13 protein-coding genes and 5 pseudogenes are annotated in these 17,260 nt (G+C 45.4%); 1 reads left to right on the forward strand and 17 read right to left on the reverse strand.

The annotated features are described in order from the left end of the window. Positions 1-292 precede the first annotated feature (292 nt). The 16 genes and pseudogenes from rpoS to cysJ all read right to left on the reverse strand — a co-directional run bounded on the left by rpoS (position 293) and on the right by cysJ (position 15,857). Positions 293-1,288, reverse strand: a complete 996-nt coding sequence (rpoS, locus tag PXH59_RS11530; RefSeq protein ID WP_047769233.1) for an RNA polymerase sigma factor RpoS — start codon at positions 1,286-1,288, stop codon at positions 293-295. A 54-nt stretch (positions 1,289-1,342) separates the two neighbouring features. Continuing rightward, on the reverse strand, positions 1,343-2,332 hold the full coding sequence (gene nlpD / locus PXH59_RS11535) for a murein hydrolase activator NlpD (RefSeq protein WP_285808442.1): 990 nt from the start codon (positions 2,330-2,332) through the stop codon (positions 1,343-1,345). A 149-nt stretch (positions 2,333-2,481) separates the two neighbouring features. After that, the gene (locus tag PXH59_RS11540) at positions 2,482-3,108 is read right to left on the reverse strand and encodes a protein-L-isoaspartate(D-aspartate) O-methyltransferase (RefSeq protein WP_285808443.1); all 627 of its coding nucleotides are present in this window, start codon (positions 3,106-3,108) and stop codon (positions 2,482-2,484) included. Continuing rightward, positions 3,102-3,866, reverse strand: coding sequence for a 5'/3'-nucleotidase SurE (surE, locus tag PXH59_RS11545; RefSeq protein ID WP_285808444.1), 765 nt, complete (start codon positions 3,864-3,866; stop codon positions 3,102-3,104). Before surE ends, PXH59_RS11540 begins: the two co-directional genes overlap by 7 nt. A gap of 108 nt (positions 3,867-3,974) precedes the next feature. After that, on the reverse strand, positions 3,975-5,021 hold the full coding sequence (gene truD / locus PXH59_RS11550; RefSeq protein WP_285808445.1) for a tRNA pseudouridine(13) synthase TruD: 1,047 nt from the start codon (positions 5,019-5,021) through the stop codon (positions 3,975-3,977). Beyond that, complete coding sequence (gene ispF / locus PXH59_RS11555) at positions 5,008-5,514, reverse strand: 2-C-methyl-D-erythritol 2,4-cyclodiphosphate synthase (protein ID WP_285808446.1); 507 nt, start codon at positions 5,512-5,514, stop codon at positions 5,008-5,010. The genes truD and ispF overlap by 14 nt, the downstream gene beginning before the upstream one ends. After that, positions 5,511-6,290 carry a 2-C-methyl-D-erythritol 4-phosphate cytidylyltransferase gene (gene ispD / locus PXH59_RS11560; RefSeq protein ID WP_285808447.1) on the reverse strand — a complete coding sequence of 260 codons (780 nt, stop codon included), beginning with the start codon at positions 6,288-6,290 and terminating at the stop codon, positions 5,511-5,513. Before ispD ends, ispF begins: the two co-directional genes overlap by 4 nt. Before the next feature lie 31 nt (positions 6,291-6,321). After that, positions 6,322-6,615 carry a cell division protein FtsB gene (gene ftsB, locus PXH59_RS11565; RefSeq protein ID WP_047769219.1) on the reverse strand — a complete coding sequence of 98 codons (294 nt, stop codon included), beginning with the start codon at positions 6,613-6,615 and terminating at the stop codon, positions 6,322-6,324. A 210-nt stretch (positions 6,616-6,825) separates the two neighbouring features. Further along, positions 6,826-7,426: pseudogene (cysC, locus tag PXH59_RS11570) on the reverse strand (adenylyl-sulfate kinase). Next, positions 7,427-8,870 (reverse strand): annotated as a pseudogene (gene cysN / locus PXH59_RS11575) (sulfate adenylyltransferase subunit CysN). An 11-nt stretch (positions 8,871-8,881) separates the two neighbouring features. After that, the gene (gene cysD / locus PXH59_RS11580) at positions 8,882-9,790 is read right to left on the reverse strand and encodes a sulfate adenylyltransferase subunit CysD (protein WP_285808450.1); all 909 of its coding nucleotides are present in this window, start codon (positions 9,788-9,790) and stop codon (positions 8,882-8,884) included. 10 nt (positions 9,791-9,800) lie between these two features. Further along, a pseudogene (gene cysG, locus PXH59_RS11585) lies at positions 9,801-11,221 on the reverse strand (siroheme synthase CysG). Positions 11,222-11,389: 168 nt separating this feature from the next. Continuing rightward, positions 11,390-11,533: pseudogene (locus PXH59_RS11590) on the reverse strand (Tn3 family transposase); the annotation flags it as partial. Positions 11,534-11,575: 42 nt separating this feature from the next. Beyond that, positions 11,576-12,310 carry a phosphoadenylyl-sulfate reductase gene (locus tag PXH59_RS11595; protein WP_285808452.1) on the reverse strand — a complete coding sequence of 245 codons (735 nt, stop codon included), beginning with the start codon at positions 12,308-12,310 and terminating at the stop codon, positions 11,576-11,578. Further along, positions 12,307-14,046: an assimilatory sulfite reductase (NADPH) hemoprotein subunit gene (gene cysI / locus PXH59_RS11600; RefSeq protein WP_285808454.1), complete on the reverse strand. Its 1,740-nt coding sequence runs from the start codon at positions 14,044-14,046 to the stop codon at positions 12,307-12,309. The genes PXH59_RS11595 and cysI overlap by 4 nt, the downstream gene beginning before the upstream one ends. Before the next feature lies 1 nt (position 14,047). Further along, positions 14,048-15,857, reverse strand: a pseudogene (cysJ, locus tag PXH59_RS11605) (NADPH-dependent assimilatory sulfite reductase flavoprotein subunit). Between the two features lie 276 nt (positions 15,858-16,133). Here cysJ and queD point away from each other — a divergent pair. Further along, positions 16,134-16,496, forward strand: a complete 363-nt coding sequence (gene queD, locus PXH59_RS11610) for a 6-carboxytetrahydropterin synthase QueD (RefSeq protein ID WP_047769203.1) — start codon at positions 16,134-16,136, stop codon at positions 16,494-16,496. 34 nt (positions 16,497-16,530) lie between these two features. Here queD and queE read toward each other — a convergent pair whose 3' ends face one another. Beyond that, on the reverse strand, positions 16,531-17,202 hold the full coding sequence (gene queE, locus PXH59_RS11615; RefSeq protein ID WP_285808456.1) for a 7-carboxy-7-deazaguanine synthase QueE: 672 nt from the start codon (positions 17,200-17,202) through the stop codon (positions 16,531-16,533). Positions 17,203-17,260: the final 58 nt, after the last annotated feature.

The following is a 17,260-nucleotide window of genomic DNA, read 5'->3' on the forward strand; positions in this document are numbered from 1 at the left end:
TGTTATATTTCCCCGCACAGCGGGGAAATATAAGGCCTCGCGTCGTCTGGCGGATTGCAACTTGAAGTTTATCGAGTATAAATGCGTAAATAAAAGGTGGGCTAAATAAGCCCACCTTAAGATTACTGCCTATCTTCTCTATTCCTTTATCTTTTCAATTATCACTTTTGGAATTACTGCTACTCTTGCCATCACCAAGTTATCTAATTATCTTTGCTTCTGGAAACTCATCTATTTTCCACTAACGCTGCAATTTTAAATTTCTTAGGTGTACGTTCTCAGGAATAAAAAATTAAGTACGGAATAATGATTCTATATTCAAACCTTGGGTATGCAATATGTCTCTAAGACGACGCAATCCCTCAACTTGAATCTGACGAACTCTCTCTCTTGTTAAACCAATTTCTCTCCCAACATCTTCCAATGTTTCTGCTTCGTATCCAAGCAAACCGAAACGACGGGCCAAAACTTCGCGCTGTTTTGCGTTCAGCTCAAACAACCATTTCACAATACTCTGTTTCATATCATCATCTTGAATGGTTGTTTCTGGCCCTGAATCATTTTCATCAGATAAAATATCCAATAATGCCTTATCTGAATCACCACTCATTGGTGTATCGACAGAAGTAATGCGTTCGTTCAGCCGCATCATACGACTTACATCTTCAATAGGTTTATCCAATTTTTCCGCAATTTCTTCGATACTGGGTTCATGATCCAATTTGTGTGCCAGTTCTCTTGCAGTACGTAAATAGACGTTCAATTCTTTGACAATGTGAATAGGTAAGCGAATTGTGCGAGTTTGATTCATAATGGCACGTTCAATGGTTTGACGGATCCACCATGTTGCATAAGTAGAAAAACGAAAACCTTTTTCAGGATCAAATTTTTCCACTGCACGAATAAGCCCAAGGTTACCTTCTTCAATCAGATCTAGCAGTGCTAATCCACGATTGCTATAGCGGCGGGATATTTTTACCACCAAGCGCAAGTTACTTTCAATCATGCGTTGGCGTGCAGCAACATCCCCTCGTAGTGCTCGTCTGGCGAAAAGAACCTCTTCCTCTGCTGTCAGCAAAGGTGAGAAACCAATCTCTCCGAGATAAAGCTGTGTTGCATCAAGAACCCGTTGGTTTACTCCTTGCAACAAATCCAAATCTTCATCAAGACCAGTTATATCATCCTCATCTTTCAGCAACGCTTCATCAAAGTCATCAGCTTCCATGCTATTTTCGTCTAAATTCGCATCATCATACAACTCATTAACTTTAAGCGTACTTTGGCTCATCAGCTGCTCCTACCCATGATAATGCGGGCAGGAATTTCAGATCCCTGCCCCGGTTTATCGCTGCGAAAGATAGCGCAGCGGGTTTACGGATTTTCCCTTATAGCGAATTTCAAAATGCAATCTTACTGAACTTGTTCCGGTGCTACCTATAGTGGCAATTTTTTGCCCCGCTTGAACGTCCTGTTGCTCACGAACCAGCATTGTGTCGTTGTGCGCATAAGCACTTAGGTAGTCATCGTTATGTTTTATTATTATTAGATTTCCATAGCCACGTAATGCATTTCCGGCATAAACCACTTTCCCACGGGCTGTAGCAAATACGGGTTGGCCACGGCTCCCCGCAATATCAATGCCTTTATTTCCTCCTTGAGAATCAGAGAAGTTTTCAAGAATTTTTCCTTCTGCTGGCCACCTCCAACTATTAATAGTATCAATACCATTAATAGCATTATTTACCCCTGTATCTGTTGCGATAGATACTTTTGGATAGGAATTATCGCCATCAGAAACGGTTGCCTTTGGCAACATTTTTCCTGACTTTGGTTTATCAATATTTGCAGGATACGCATTAATTTTTTGAAAATCAACCTGACTAATTTTTGATTTAGTACTATTTGATGCTATTAATACACCATTTGTGGAGGTTAGATTACCTATTCTCAGCACCTGACCAACATTTAAGCTATAAGGCTCTGAAATATTATTTCTGAGAGCCAGATCACGGAAATCACTACCTGTAATCCAGGCTATATAAAACAAAGTATCGCTATGTTTAACCGTATAAGTGCTCCCGTTGTAGCTTCCTTTGGGAATATTTTCATAGTTACGGCGATAAATAATTCGCCCTTGAGATGAACTGCTATTGGCAGCATTATTCACTGGCTGACGATTTTTAATCGCATGATTATCTGAAACACGATTTGTATCGATATTCACGATTGGGGCTGGACGATTTGGTGTATTACTGCAACCTATCAGCACAACGCCCATCACAGTACTGGCGATTATCCACTTTATTTTTTTCACTGGTTTTTCCAGATTCATACTTTATCCCCCATAAAGGCAAATATAAGTGAAAATAATAATGATTTATGAAAATTTAGGATTAAGAAAGATTTAAAGCGAAACATTTTGCTTAAATTCAGAAAAAAGAACAGCTGATTTGAAACTATCCCCCCAAATAAATTAGCTGATTATATTAGTTCGCCTTGAATTAGGGGTACAAAACGGACAGGTTCGATAACATCGCCATGAAAATCATTCCCATAACGATGTACGACTTTCAGTAACTGAGTACGCTCGCCGACAGGTAAAACCATCACGCCTCCATCAGCAAGTTGATGGAGTAATGCCTGCGGAATTTCTGGTGGTGCGGCGGTGACAATAATAGCGTCAAAGGGTCCTTTTGATGGCCATCCATCCCAGCCATCACCGTGGCGGGTTGAGATATTATGTAGGTCGAGTTGCTTCAATCTGCGTTTAGCCTGCCACTGCAATCCTTTAATCCGCTCCACGGAGAAAACGCGTTTGGCTAAGTGGGCCAGTATTGCTGTTTGATAACCTGAGCCTGTTCCAATTTCCAATACGTTGGAGGCCGGGGTTAAATTCAGCAACTCAGTCATGCGAGCAACAATATAGGGTTGAGAGATCGTTTGCCCATGACCAATAGGCAGTGCGGTGTTTTCATACGCCTTATGGGCGAGAGCTTCATCAACAAAACATTCTCGAGGGACTTTGCCAATAACCTCCAATAGTGGCTCATGATGAATTCCTTGCTGACGCAGCTGCGCCAACAAATTTTTCATTGATCGGTTTAACATTCCCCAATATCCCCGACTTTTGCCAACCAATCACTTATCCGCGCCTGGGCTTTATAAGCTGTTAAGTCCACTTGCAAAGGGGTAATGGAGACAAATCCTTCTTCTACCGCAGCAAAATCTGTTTCAGGCCCAAAATCACTTTTTTCTCCCGGAGGGCCTAGCCAATAGAGCATATTGCCTTTGGGATCTTCCATCGCATAGACTTGCTCAGCAGCACTACGGCGACCGCATCGCGTCACCCGAAACCCTTTGATCTGTTCAAGGGGAATATCAGGTACGTTCACATTCAGAATATTACCTGCTCTCAATGGGGATTTTTGCAGCAACGCTAATAAACGCATGGTCACTTCTGCCGCCGTTTCGTAATGTTGGTCGCCATTGAGTGATACCGCCAATGCGGGTAAGCCTAAGTGGCGTCCTTCCATTGCCGCCGCGACCGTACCAGAGTAAATCACGTCATCACCAAGGTTAGGGCCACAGTTGATGCCAGAAACGACAATGTCAGGACGAGGGAGTACCAGATTATTCACGCCCAAATAGACACAATCCGTCGGTGTACCTTCCTGAACAGAAATATCACCATTGTTCAGTGTGTTGATGCGCAAAGGGCGATCCAGCGTTAAGGCATTCGACGCTCCACTACGGTTACGGTCAGGTGCAACGACCTGAACATGATAGTGTTTCCGCAATGTCGCCGCCAAGGTTTGAATACCCGGTGCGGTGACACCATCATCGTTACTCAGCAATATCCGCAGCATTGATATATCTCATTGATTTTACTAAAATAAAATAGGTTAATAATGTAAATTATCCTGTGTGTGTTTGATCTTAGCATGACGTTGACAGTTTTGTAGAGTACTGTGCAATCACGCCACATCAAGGGAAGAGCCGAGATCCGGATTGATCAGTTCTCTAACAACACTGGTGGCAAAGCTACCAGATGGCAAAGAGAAATGCAGAGTGACAGTTTGGTCATCTTGCCATTCCCAACGCAAGTTAAGTGGTTTCACCAATATTGCCCGACGGGCGCTCTCCACACGTTCACGTTTGGCTAATCCCCAAAAATCCGCATAATCCAATAAGCATTGTTGTTCGAAATCCAAAGCCTGATGCTGCGTTCCTAATGCCTTATCACCCGGTAAAGGAGCCGTTATTTGTAATTCTCCCCCCATAACCCGGTGCTGCAATACCGACAATTCAGATTCATCAGCGACAAACCAGCTACTACGCCCTGTCAATTGTAATGCATCGCCATTTTTTACCTTTTGGTGTTCATCCTGGGCAATACGTCGGCTGGCAACAGCATTAAACATCGCGCTGCGACAGGCAGAAAGATAAAAACTGCGGCGGTTGCGTTCTTTGACATGGATTTCATTAGCTGCCCAGCGTTGAGCCTGAACTAAATTTTGTCCATCCCGCCCGAAACGCTGTTCACCAAAGTAATTTGGAACGCCGGTTTGCGCTATCTGCTGCAAGCGTTTTTCCACCGATTGTCGGTCAGAAATGTCTCTTAATACCAGAATGAAATCATTGCCTTTCAATGCGCCAATCCGCAGCTTGCGTTTCTGGCGGGACGTTGCCAGCATTTCACAACCCTCAAGTTGAAATGCCGCTAAATCCGGATCTTGTTTCCCCGGTAAGTGTAAGCAGAACCACTGTTCCGTCACTGCGTTGCGATCTTTCAATCCCGCATAGCTGACAGCGCGAGCCGGTATTTTGGCAAAACAGGCAAGTTGATCCGCGACAAATTGGGTGTTACATCCTGTTTTACGGATATATACCATTAAGTGTTCGCCCTCTCCATCAGGAGAAAATCCCAAATCTTCGCGAACAATAAAATCTTCTGGTGTGGCTTTAACAATACCGGTCGCTTCCGGCTGGCCATAAAGCCAATGTAATTTACTCAATGTCATGCTGATTTCTTTTATCTGTTTGCTCTTTAACCAACAAAGCAACCGCTTCGCAGGTAATGCCTTCTTTACGCCCAACAAATCCCAATTTTTCTGTTGTTGTCGCTTTGACGTTAATATCATCCATATGGCATTCAAGATCTTCTGCCAGATTAACCCGCATCTGGGGAATATGTGGCAGCATTTTCGGCGCTTGTGCGATAATCGTGATATCCAGGTTTCCCAGCCGATAGCCTTTCGCACGAATGCGACGGTAGGCTTCTTTCAGTAGCTCACGGCTATCTGCGCCTTTGAAGGCAGGATCGGTATCGGGAAATAATTTACCAATATCACCCAAAGCTGCCGCGCCCAGTAGGGCATCTGTAGCAGCGTGTAAGGCGACATCACCATCTGAGTGGGCAATTAACCCTTGTTCATAAGGAATGCGAACACCGCCAATGACCAATGGCCCTTCTCCGCCAAATTTATGCACATCAAAACCGTGTCCAATTCTCATACGATAGATTCCTTAGCTTTTCGGGATAGGTAAAATTCAGCCAATGCCAAATCTTCAGGTTGGGTCACTTTTATATTATCCGCTCGTCCCTTGATCAGTACGGGACGATAACCACAATGTTCAAGCGCCGAAGATTCATCGGTGATGCAGGCTTGATCTGCAAGTGCCTTGAGCAAGCAATCACGCAATAGCTGCAAAGGGAATAACTGGGGGGTCAACGCATGCCAAAGTCCGTTACGGTCAACGGTATGAGCAATCAAGTGAGGGGAAAGTGTGGATGATCCTGCCACTGATAGCGATACCGTGCGTTTCATCGTATCCCTCACCGGAGATGCCAGAAGCCCGCCACATAGGTCAGGAGACTCTGTGTTGTGATCAATCACCCGCAACAAGTTATCAAGATCATTTCTATGCAGACAAGGACGGGCTGCATCATGCACTAAGACCCAGACTGCCTTGTCTGTAGCCAAATCAATCAGATAATCTAATCCAGCCAATACCGAATCAGCACGTTCTTCACCACCAATGACAGTCATTATTCTTGGATCAGAAGCGATAGGTAATTGCGCAAATTGGGTATCAGCAGGATTCAGCGCGATAATAACGCGTTGTATACGAGGATGCTCAAGCAGTGCTGTCAGGGTATGTTCAAGGATCGTTTTTCCGGCAACTTTCAGATACTGTTTTGGGCAATCTGAATTCATCCGGCTACCGATACCCGCAGCCGGGATCAAGGCGATGATTTCAGCAGGGGGATGAAGTTGTGAATTATTCATTTCGATTATTATTTACTGTCTTGATTTAAAGTTACTGCGCATTATTTTTTGAGGTATCAGGCACCATACGATAAAAAGATTCTCCTGGTTTAATCATGCCCAACTCATTACGGGCACGTTCTTCAATCGCTTCCTGTCCCCCTTTAAGATCCTGAATTTCAGCTAATAACTGTTCGTTACGTGCTTTCAGTTTAAGGTTATCAACCTCTTGTTTATCAACTTCAGCCTTCACCCGCACATAATCGTGAATGCCATTTTTGCCGAACCACAGCGAATACTGTAACCAACCCAGCAGAACCAGTAATAATAGCGTTAGTTTGCCCATCTCCCCCCCTGAAAACTCGCTAATCATCCCACAACTGAAAGCATGACGCCACTGACTCTCACAAAACCATTTGCAAACCCACTCATAAGGCCAAGCAAAAACAGGATTGCACGAGGTAATGACACGAGATATTGAATTAACTGAGTGTAGAAACACATTATTTCACTAACAATAATAATGTGTTTCATGACAGTTTGTTGGGTTTGGTCGTTAAGTTGGCAGGATATTGCCGTTTTTCAGGGCAAAAAGCAGTTTTTCAATTGAAGATTCCATAGGCTGTGAACCCTCTAAATAGACTTCTGGTTGTTCGGGCGCTTCATAGGCCGCATCAATTCCGGTGAAATTGCGCAATGTTCCCGCTCGTGCTTTTTTATAGAGTCCTTTGGGATCACGGCTCTCACATATCTCCAGTGGCGTGTCGACATACACTTCAATGAATTGCCCCTCTTCCATTGATTCACGGATTTTTTTGCCGCTCTGCTCTCTGGGGAGAAATAAATGCGGTCAGGACAACCAGGCCTGCATCAACCATCAATTTTGCGACTTCACCGACCCGTCGGATATTTTCCTGCCGATCTGTTTCAGAAAAGCCCAAATCACTGCATAGGCCGTGGCGCACATTATCACCATCCAGTAAGTACGTTTTGATTCCCTGTGCAAACAATGCCTGCTCCAATGCCCCTGCAAGAGTGGATTTTCCTGAGCCAGATAGCCCTGTAAACCAAATCACCAATGCAGGATGACCATTTGCGCTTTCCCGCTGTGCCCTATTCAAAGCATGCGGATGCCAGACGATATTCTCCTGAACCACTTATTTTCCTCCCAATAGATCACGTACGCCCCAGTGCGGGAAGTGACGACGAACTAAGCGGTTAAGTTCCAGCTCAAACTCACTGTATACTTTCACCTCTTCGTCAACATCGGCGTGAATTTCACGCACCAATCCCGCGCCTACGGTAACGTTGGTTAGGCGATCAATCAGGATAATGCCACCGGTATCCGCATTTTGTGCGTAACTGTCGAGCAATAAAGGTTCATCAAATGAAAATTCCACCCGCCCAATGGCATTAAGCGGTAACTCAACAGCGACCTTCTGTGTCAGGTTGTTAATATCCACCTGATATTGAACATTATCGACTTTGCCACGGCTTTTTTTTGCCCGCAACTTTAATATCCAAACTCTGCCCTTGGATCAGTGGCTGTTCCGACATCCAGACGACATCAGCCAGAGCGTGGCGGGTCGCATTCATGTGATCGTCAACGGCAATCAATAAGTCACCACGGCTGATATCGATTTCATCTTTTAATACGAGGGTAATCGCTTCTCCGGGTACGGCAAAGGTGAGATCACCATTAAAAGTAACAATTCTTTCCACCGTAGAAACTACACCAGATGGCATCACTTTTATTTGCTGACCTTGCCGTAAAATTCCTGAAGACAATGTGCCGCTGTATCCACGAAAATCAAGATCGGGACGATTGACGTACTGGATCGGGAAACGCAAGGGCTGTTCTGCCGCTTTTGTTTTTACGTCCACGGATTCCAGGATATCCAGTAACGTTTCTCCCGTATGCCACACCATGTTCTCGCTGCGGGTAACGATATTATCCCCTTCTAACGCCGAGACAGGAACGAAATAGATATTTAAGTCAGTCGGGAGTTGTGCCGCAAAATTCAAATAATCGTGCTTGATCTGTTCAAATATCTCTTTTTGATATTCAACTAAATCCATTTTATTAATTGCCACCACCACGTGACGAATACCCAGCAAGGTGCTGATAAAACTGTGACGGCGGGTTTGTTCCTGAACACCTTTGCGGGCATCGATCAATAAAATGGAAAGATGACTGGTTGAAGCGCCTGTTGCCATATTGCGGGTATATTGTTCATGCCCTGGTGTGTCCGCAATGATGAATTTCCGCTTTTCCGTGGAAAAATAGCGGTATGCCACATCAATGGTGATGCCCTGTTCCCGTTCAGCCGCTAATCCATCAACCAATAATGCCAGATCGAGCTTCTCTCCCTGAGTCCCTATCCGCTTGCTATCGCTTTGTAAAGTTGCAAGTTGATCCTCATAAATTTGACGGGTGTCATGCAGCAAACGTCCAATGAGGGTACTTTTGCCATCATCCACGCTACCGCAGGTTAAAAAGCGCAGTAATCCTTTTTCCTGCTGCGTCCGAAGGTAAGCTTCAACTCCGCCTTGTTGCTTGATCTGACTAGCCATAGTTTCATTATATGCAAGTGCTGGCATAGCTGGACTCCTTAAAAATAACCCTGGCGCTTTTTCAGCTCCATAGAACCTGACTGATCACTATCAATCAGCCGCCCTTGCCGTTCGCTAGTGGTTGATATCAACATTTCTTCAATAATTTCCGGCAACGTTTCTGCTTCTGATTCCACCGCCCCTGTCAGCGGCCAGCAACCCAGTGTCCTAAAGCGCACTTTACGCTGGCTAATCACTTCCCCTGTTTTTAAATCGATTCGATCATCATCAACCATAATCAAGGTTCCTTCCCGCTGAACAACCGGACGGAACTGAGTAAAATAAAGGGGAACGATATCGATCTGCTCCAGATAGATGTATTGCCAGATATCCAACTCTGTCCAGTTGGATAACGGGAAGACGCGGATACTTTCCTCTTTATTAATCTGGCCGTTATAGTTGCGCCAAAGTTCGGGACGCTGATTTTTGGGATCCCAACGATGGGAGCGGTCACGGAATGAGTAAATGCGTTCTTTGGCTCGTGATTTTTCTTCATCACGCCGCGCCCCGCCAAATGCTGCATCAAAGCCGTATTTATCCAGTGCTTGCTTCAACCCTTCTGTTTTCATGATATCGGTATGTTTAGCACTGCCATGAATAAAAGGATTAATGCCCAACGCCTCGCCTTGTGGATTACGGTAGACCAGTAACTCAAAACCATATTTTTCCGCTGTACGATCACGGAAATCGTACATGTCCTGAAATTTCCAGCCGGTATCTACGTGCAATAAGGGGAAAGGCAGTTTTCCCGGATAAAACGCTTTACGTGCCAGATGCAGCATCACAGAGGAATCTTTACCAATCGAATAGAGCATGACGGGGTTGGCAAATTCAGCCGCCACTTCCCGAATAATATGGATACTTTCAGCTTCAAGTTGCTGTAAGTGTGTCAGTCTTTTTTCGTCCATCAGGCACTCCTTATACTAAATCAATCACAGCGGGGCGATTTACTTGATCAGCCGCGTTTCCGCGCTCAAACCAGCCTATTTGATGGTGGAGTTGAGCCACCTCGCCTATTACCAGCAAGGCGGGTGATGGTGCTTCTTGTGCCAATCGTTCCAATTCGGATAAGGTTCCGGTCAATACTTGCTGTTCTGGACGAGTGCCACAACCAATCACGGCAACGGGGGTATGGCTATCCCGACCATGCGAAATCAGCTGTTGGCTGATCAAGGCGGCTTTCATGATCCCCATATAAATAGCTAATGTTTGATTGCCCCGCGCAAGTACAGGCCAATTCAATTCATCGCCATTTTCACGGCAATGTCCGGTAATAAAAGTGACGCTTTGTGCGTGTTCTCTGTGGGTTAATGGGATACCTGCGTAAGCAGAAGCGCCCACTGCTGCCGTAATACCGGGCACGACGTGAAAAGGAATTCCTGCGGCTGCGGCAATCTGTAATTCCTCTCCACCACGGCCAAAAATAAAGGGATCTCCTCCCTTTAAGCGAACTACTTTTTTCCCCTGATTCGCTAATTTGATGATAAGTCGGTTGATTTCTTCTTGCGCCACGGAGTGATCACCCGCTCTTTTTCCAACACAGATTTTGTCTGCATCACGGCGAACTAACTCCAGAATTTCTGCACTCACTAAATGGTCATAAAGAATGACGTCAGCCTGCTGGATCACCTGTAGGCCTTTTAGAGTCAATAATCCCGGATCACCTGGCCCAGCGCCTACCAGCGCAAGTTCTCCCTGGGAATGAGCATCACCTTGTGCTAACTGCTGTTCAAGTTGTTCTTCTGCTTGCTGTAATTGCCCATTGGCGATCAGTGTGGCAAAACGCCCATTAAACGCCTTTTCCCAAAAATGGCGCCGTTGACGTAGGGTGGTGAGATGTTTTTTCACGCGCTCGCGCCAGCGCCCCGCGATATTTGCCATCGCACCAAGGCTAAATGGGAGCAAAGACTCCAGCTTTTCTCGCAATAATCGGGTTAATACCGGAGATTTTCCAGCCGATGAGATCGCCACGATAATCGGGGAGCGATCAATAATTGATGGGAAAATGGCCGAACAGAGCGGTTGGTTATCCACAACGTTGGTCAAGATAGCGCGCTGATTGGCTTCGGCAAAAATATGTTGATTTAAGATGTTATCGTCTGTAGCGGCGATCACTAAAAATACGCTATCAAGATATTCTGTTTTAAACGTTTCCTGTAACCACTCGAATTCTCCTCTTTGATGACGTTGTTGCAGTTCTGCATGTAGCTCAGGCGCAACAACCGTTAACGCTGCACCAGTACGAAGTAATAAGTCTGCTTTACGAGAGGCGATTTCTCCCCCCCAACCAGCAGTACAGATCGGGCTTTAAGCTCAATAAATAAAGGTAAATAATCCACGATACCATCCCGCGTTAGAGCCTGTTCAAGTTCTATCCTCTGGATTTCAAGTCACAAAGGATATAGCTCTTAATTATTATGATGACCAGAAGATGAATATATGAGGCTGTGATCAGGTTATGAAATGACAAAAAGTAATTATTTGTTCCTGAATCGCATAAGCTAAAAAAGCAGCGGTAGCCCACCAGCGCAGTCACTCAGGTTTTCCAGCCTGCGATCGCTTATTTCGCCCAAACGATGCATGAAGACTGCCTGCGCCAGTGCATTACGCACTTCACCTTTATTTAACCCTACTTGAATTATTTGCACCAACTCTCCGTTTAGCCCGACTGCTCAAGCGAAGCTGAGGTTAATTTAACTTTCATGTAAACCACACTCACGTTTCAGGCCGAAAAAACGGGTTTGTTCTTCACTCATACCGGGTTCCCATTTTTGGGTGGTATGCGTATCCCCGACAGAAAGATAACCCTGCTCCCAGAATGGATGGTATTCAAGGCCATGCTTTGTCAGGTATTGATGTACCTGGCGATTATCCCAATCAATTATAGGCAGGATTTTAAAAACTCCCCGTTGAATTGCTAGCACAGGTAAGTTGGCCCGGCTTTCTGATTGCTGGCGACGCAACCCCGCAAACCAGCTTTGTGCTTGCAGAGATGCTAATGCACGATCCATCGGCTCAACTTTGTTGATTTGGTTATAACGTTCAATCCCTTCTATTCCCTGTTCCCATAATTTGCCATAACGTGATTCTTGCCACGCCGGAGAATGCTCTGCACGAAAAACCTTCAAGTTCAGGTTGAGTTTTTCAGTCAATTTATCGATAAATTGATAAGTTTCAGGAAATAAGTATCCCGTATCGGTAAGAACCACGGGAATATCAGGATACTCCCGCGTCACAAGGTGCAAACAAACTGCCGCCTGAATACCAAAACTAGAGGAAAGCACAAATTCGCCAGACAGATGTTCCAATGCCCATCTCACCCGTTCACGGGCATCCAGCACCTCCAGCTGTTGATTGATTTCTGCCAATGACGGGGTTTGCTGCTCTGGAGCCAGTGCCACCCGCTCCGATAAATTCAATCGGTTCATACCGCCTCCTGCCAATCATAAAAATCGACAGCTGAATTCAATACTGGTTTGACGATATCAGCGCGGATCAGAAAATCACCGAAACATTCACCGACATGACGCCCTGATGCCCAACGACCAATTAATTCATCCAGTATCTCAAGGATCTCGGCTGATGTGATATTTTCCCTGTACATGCGGGGAATGCGATCACCGATACGATTTCCACCAAGATGCAGGTTGTAACGATCAAGCGCTTTACCCACCAGCCCAATTTCTGCCAGCATCGCCCTGCCACACCCATTCGGACAGCCTGTAACGCGCACTATGATCTCTTCATTGTCCACACCATGCTTTTTCATTAACGCATCAACATAATCGACAAAAGTCGGCAAGAAACGTTCTGCTTCGGCCATCGCTAATGGGCAGGTAGGAAATGAAACACAGGCCATAGCGTGGTGACGCAAGGTTGTCACGCTATTGTCAATTAAACCATGAGCACGGGCAATGTCTTCAATCCGCGATTTTTCACTCTCAGGCACCCCTGCCACAATCAGGTTTTGGTTGGCCGTCAGACGAAAATCGCCTTTATGGATTTTCGCAATTTCTGCAATCCCTGTTTTTAATGGCTGGTTGGGATAATCCAATAAACGGCCATTTTCAATAAATAAGGTCAGATGCCATTGATCATCAATACCTTTTAACCAACCCATTTGATCACCCCGGCCAGTGAATTTATAGGGGCGAATGGCTTCAAATTTCACGCCAGCACGTTTTTCAACCTCTTGTTTGAAGGTTTCGATCCCCACACGTTCAAGGGTATATTTAGTTTTGGCATTTTTACGGTCAGTCCGGTTACCCCAATCACGTTGGGTGGTCACTATCGCCTCTGCAATGGCCAGTGTGTGCTCTTGTGCAATAAAACCAAATTCACTCGCCAGCCGTGGAAAGGTTTTTTTGTCACCGTGGGTCATGGCTAATCCCCCACCCACCAATACGTTAAAGCCAATTAATTGATCCTTTTCCGCAATGGCGACAAAGTTCATATCGTTGGCATGGAGATCCACGTCATTTTGAGGCGGGATCACCACCGATGTTTTGAATTTACGGGGCAGATAAGTAGTACCAAGAATCGGTTCTTCATCGGTTGTTGCAATTTTTTCTTTATCCAACCAGATTTCAGCATATGCATTGGTACGAGGCAGCAGATGTTCCGATATCTTTTTTGCCCACTCGTAAGCGTGTTGGTGTAAAGCAGATTGCACCGGATTGGATGTACACAATACGTTACGATTGACGTCGTTGGCGGTAGCCAGCGAATCCAACCCCATTAGTGCCAATAATTGGTGTGCGGGTTTGAGATTATTTTTTAAAATCCCATGAAACTGGAACGTCTGGCGGTTGGTCAACCGGATGCTGCCATACAGCGTATTTTCTGTCGCAAACCGATCAATGCCCAGCCACTGTTTTGGAGTAATAATCCCTCCCGGCAGGCGACAACGCAACATCATGGCATGGCGTGGTTCGAGTTTCTGTTCTGCCCGTTCTGCCCGGATATCACGGTCATCTTGCTGATACATACCATGAAAGCGGATAAGGAGGAAATTATCCCCTTCAAATCCGCCTGTCAGCCCATTTTTTAAATCTTCGCTAATCGTTCCTCGCAGATAATTGCTGTCTAACTTCATGCGTTCACTGTCTGCAAGTTTGCCTTCAACGATCAAAGTACCTGTTTTTTCTTTGCTCACATTGCTCATATTAGTAAACATCTCTCTGATAACGGCGCTCAAGGCGCAATTCACTCAAGAATTCATCAGCCTGTTCAGCATCCATGCCACTATGTTGTGAAATGATGTCCAATAGGGCTTGTTCTACATCTTTTGCCATGCGACTCGCATCGCCACAGACATACAGATGGGCACCATCCTGAATCCAGCGCCAGACTTCGCCTCCCTGTTCACGCAGTTTGTCTTGTACATAGATTTTATGCTGCTGATCCCTTGACCATGCCAAATCAATGCGGGTCAATAAGCCCTCTTTCACATAGCGCTGGAATTCAACCTGATAAAGAAAATCTTCAATAAAATGCGGGTTACCAAAAAACAGCCAGTTTTTACCTTCAGCTCCCTGACGGTCACGATGCTGCAAAAATGCCCTAAACGGAGCAACCCCCGTTCCCGGTCCAATCATGATGATGGGGGTATTAGGATCGACCGGTAAACGGAAATTGTCGTTCTGTTCGATAAACACGCGGATGTTGTCATCTTCCTGCAAACGATCCGCCAGATAACCCGACGCTCCACCTGTACGGGCACGCCTTTCAATGTCATAACGAACGACTCCCACGGTAATGTGGACTTCGTTTTCCACTTCAGATTGTGAAGAGGAGATGGAATAGAGACGTGGGGTCAGTGGGCGCAATAAATCAATAAATTGTTGGGCCTCTGGGTGTGAAGCCGCAGCCCTGACCATATCGACAATAGGTGTTGTCTGAGCGTATTGCTGCAATGCTTGTTTATTAGCGGCGAGCGATAACAGTTTTTCATCTTTTGCCAACGCTGCATATTTCCCAACAATCACACCGGTATTTTGGGTCAACTCTATATGGCTAATCAGCGCCTCACGCAATGGAAGTGATTTTCCATGCACATTGACCTGTTCTGAACCTTCCAACCAAAGCAGGGCTATTAATTCATCCACTAAAGCCGGATCGTTTTCAAACCAAACGCCAAGTGCATCCCCTGGTTGATAGCGCAGTCCTGAATCCCCTAAATCAATTTCAATATGGCGAACATCTTTGTCAGAACCACGTCCCGTTATTTTCTGGTTAGTCAACAGGGAAGCCGTTAGAGGGCTTTCTTTGGTATATGTTTGGGTTTCCTGAACCTGCGCTGAAATAATAGATGAAGTGGCAGGCGGCGTGACAGTATTTGCTTGTACTGACAAGCGCTGCTTTAAGATATCCGTAATTTGCTGACGCCATTGAATAGCTTGTTCTTGATATTCCACATCAGCATCAACACGATCCAGTAGGCGTTGAGCACCAAGCTCATGCAGACGACGGTCAAAATCTTTCCCTGCCTGACAGAAGTTTTCATACGACGTATCCCCAAGGCCAAATACGGCATATACCGTCTCTTTCATTGATGGCGCTTTTTTTGGCATAGAGATACTTATGGAGTGCTACGGCTTCTTCGGCAGGTTCGCCTTCACCTTGCGTTGAAGCAATAACAATCAATACACGTTCCCGGGAAATTTGCTTAAATTTATAGTCACCCGCATTAATTAAGTTTACATTGATATTTCCCGCTAATAGTGAATCTCTTAGTTGTTCAGCCAAGCGACGGGCGTTGCCTGTTTGCGATGCGGAGAGCAAAGTCACTGTTTCCTGTGCAGAAACGACTGGTGTCTCTGCCCCAGTTTGTGGCTGATGATTCACCATTCCCCAAAAATAGCCAGACAACCAGGCTAATTGATGGGGAGAAAAATCGCTAATTGCAGATTGCAAGCGTGATAATTGCTCTGGAGAAACAGGTAGTAATGCGATTGAAGGTGGTTTTGCGGTCATTGTCCCAGTGCCTTTTGCTATAGCCAGTATCCATGTTGTAAAAAACGTAGGAATCAATCCAGCCATCAACATGAATTGATTAAGGTTATCCCAGAATAGGAGCTGTATTTAAAGAAAGGATCGCAATATCTCATAACCAAAACGCCTAACTTTATTTACAGATTTAATATATCAATAAAGCCGTTAAGCGTTGTGCTTTTTACTTCCAGAAAAATCACGTTAAGCTCGCAAAGTTCAGGTAGAATAGCCGACCTTTTGAAATCAGGGGAAAGCACAATGAGTACAACCATCTTTAAAGATTTTCAATTCGAAGCAGCACATCACCTTCCACACGTACCGGAAGGGCACAAATGTGGGCGTTTGCATGGGCATTCATTTATGGTACGGCTGGAGGTCACCGGAGACGTCGATCCGCTTAGTGGCTGGCTCATGGATTTTGCCGATGTCAAAGCTGCCTTTAAACCTGTCTGGGAACAGCTCGATCACCACTATCTCAATGAGATTCCCGGGCTTGAAAATCCAACCAGCGAAGTGTTGGCCACGTGGATTTGGGAAAAGTTAAAACCGACGTTGCCTCAACTCAGTGCTGTTATGGTTAAAGAGACTTGTAGCGCAGGTTGTATCTATCGGGGAGAATAAGGATTCAGCACCAGAGCCTGGTGCTGAATGAGATTTAAGCGATATTTAAGTATTTATGGGTCTGCATCGAAAAACGCCAATTACGGGCAATGCACGTTTCGATGCACAGGCGAGTAGCATCTTCTTTCTGGCTGATCGGCTGTAAAGCAATAACCGGAGTAGGGTTTCCATCAAGCATAGTCAATAATTCATCCAATGCTTCAATATCGCGCTGCCGCCCGACAGGATGCTTAATTTCATTAGCGCGTTTCATAGCCTCAGGCAAGACCTGATAGCCTCCGCGCATTTTCACTTTCGGAGAAACCGTCACCCACGTTTTATCAGAGCACTGAATCGCGTGTGTACCGCTCGTCTCTAGCTGACATTGATAGCCTTCAGTTTCCAGTGTTTCAGTCAAAGGACGCAAGTCATATAAGCACGGTTCTCCCCCGGTAATGACAATATGTTTCGCGCTATAACCTTGGTGAGTGAATATGTTCAGCAATTGTCTTGCAGTGGCAACGCCCCACAGATCGCTGTCTTGCGATTTCAGCAAAATATTTTCCATCGGCTGCTGTTTATCAGCCTCTTTTTCCCACGTATGTTTGGTATCGCACCAACTGCACCCTACCGGACATCCTTGCAATCGAATGAAAACCGAAGGTACACCGGTAAACACGCCTTCTCCCTGTAAAGTTTGGAAGATTTCATTTATTGGGTAAATCATAAAAAAACTCTGGTTTTAATAAACTGCCCTTATTATTACAGATATCTATCCCGCGAAC

It is taken from the genome of Xenorhabdus bakwenae, from assembly GCF_030272115.1.
In the GTDB taxonomy this organism is placed as follows: domain Bacteria; phylum Pseudomonadota; class Gammaproteobacteria; order Enterobacterales; family Enterobacteriaceae; genus Xenorhabdus; species Xenorhabdus bakwenae.

Coding starts and splice junctions, on each gene's coding strand:
- rpoS (WP_047769233.1), bottom strand. CDS start 1,288: ATGAGCCAAAGTACGCTTAAAGTTAATGAGTTGTATGATGATGCGAAT.
- ftsB (WP_047769219.1), bottom strand. CDS start 6,615: ATGGGCAAACTAACGCTATTATTACTGGTTCTGCTGGGTTGGTTACAG.
- truD (WP_285808445.1), bottom strand. CDS start 5,021: ATGACATTGAGTAAATTACATTGGCTTTATGGCCAGCCGGAAGCGACC.
- PXH59_RS11595 (WP_285808452.1), bottom strand. CDS start 12,310: ATGAACCGATTGAATTTATCGGAGCGGGTGGCACTGGCTCCAGAGCAG.
- cysI (WP_285808454.1), bottom strand. CDS start 14,046: ATGAGCAATGTGAGCAAAGAAAAAACAGGTACTTTGATCGTTGAAGGC.
- ispF (WP_285808446.1), bottom strand. CDS start 5,514: ATGAGAATTGGACACGGTTTTGATGTGCATAAATTTGGCGGAGAAGGG.
- cysD (WP_285808450.1), bottom strand. CDS start 9,790: ATGGACGAAAAAAGACTGACACACTTACAGCAACTTGAAGCTGAAAGT.
- nlpD (WP_285808442.1), bottom strand. CDS start 2,332: ATGAATCTGGAAAAACCAGTGAAAAAAATAAAGTGGATAATCGCCAGT.
- PXH59_RS11540 (WP_285808443.1), bottom strand. CDS start 3,108: ATGTTAAACCGATCAATGAAAAATTTGTTGGCGCAGCTGCGTCAGCAA.
- queD (WP_047769203.1), top strand. CDS start 16,134: ATGAGTACAACCATCTTTAAAGATTTTCAATTCGAAGCAGCACATCAC.
- ispD (WP_285808447.1), bottom strand. CDS start 6,290: ATGAATAATTCACAACTTCATCCCCCTGCTGAAATCATCGCCTTGATC.
- queE (WP_285808456.1), bottom strand. CDS start 17,202: ATGATTTACCCAATAAATGAAATCTTCCAAACTTTACAGGGAGAAGGC.
- surE (WP_285808444.1), bottom strand. CDS start 3,866: ATGCTGCGGATATTGCTGAGTAACGATGATGGTGTCACCGCACCGGGT.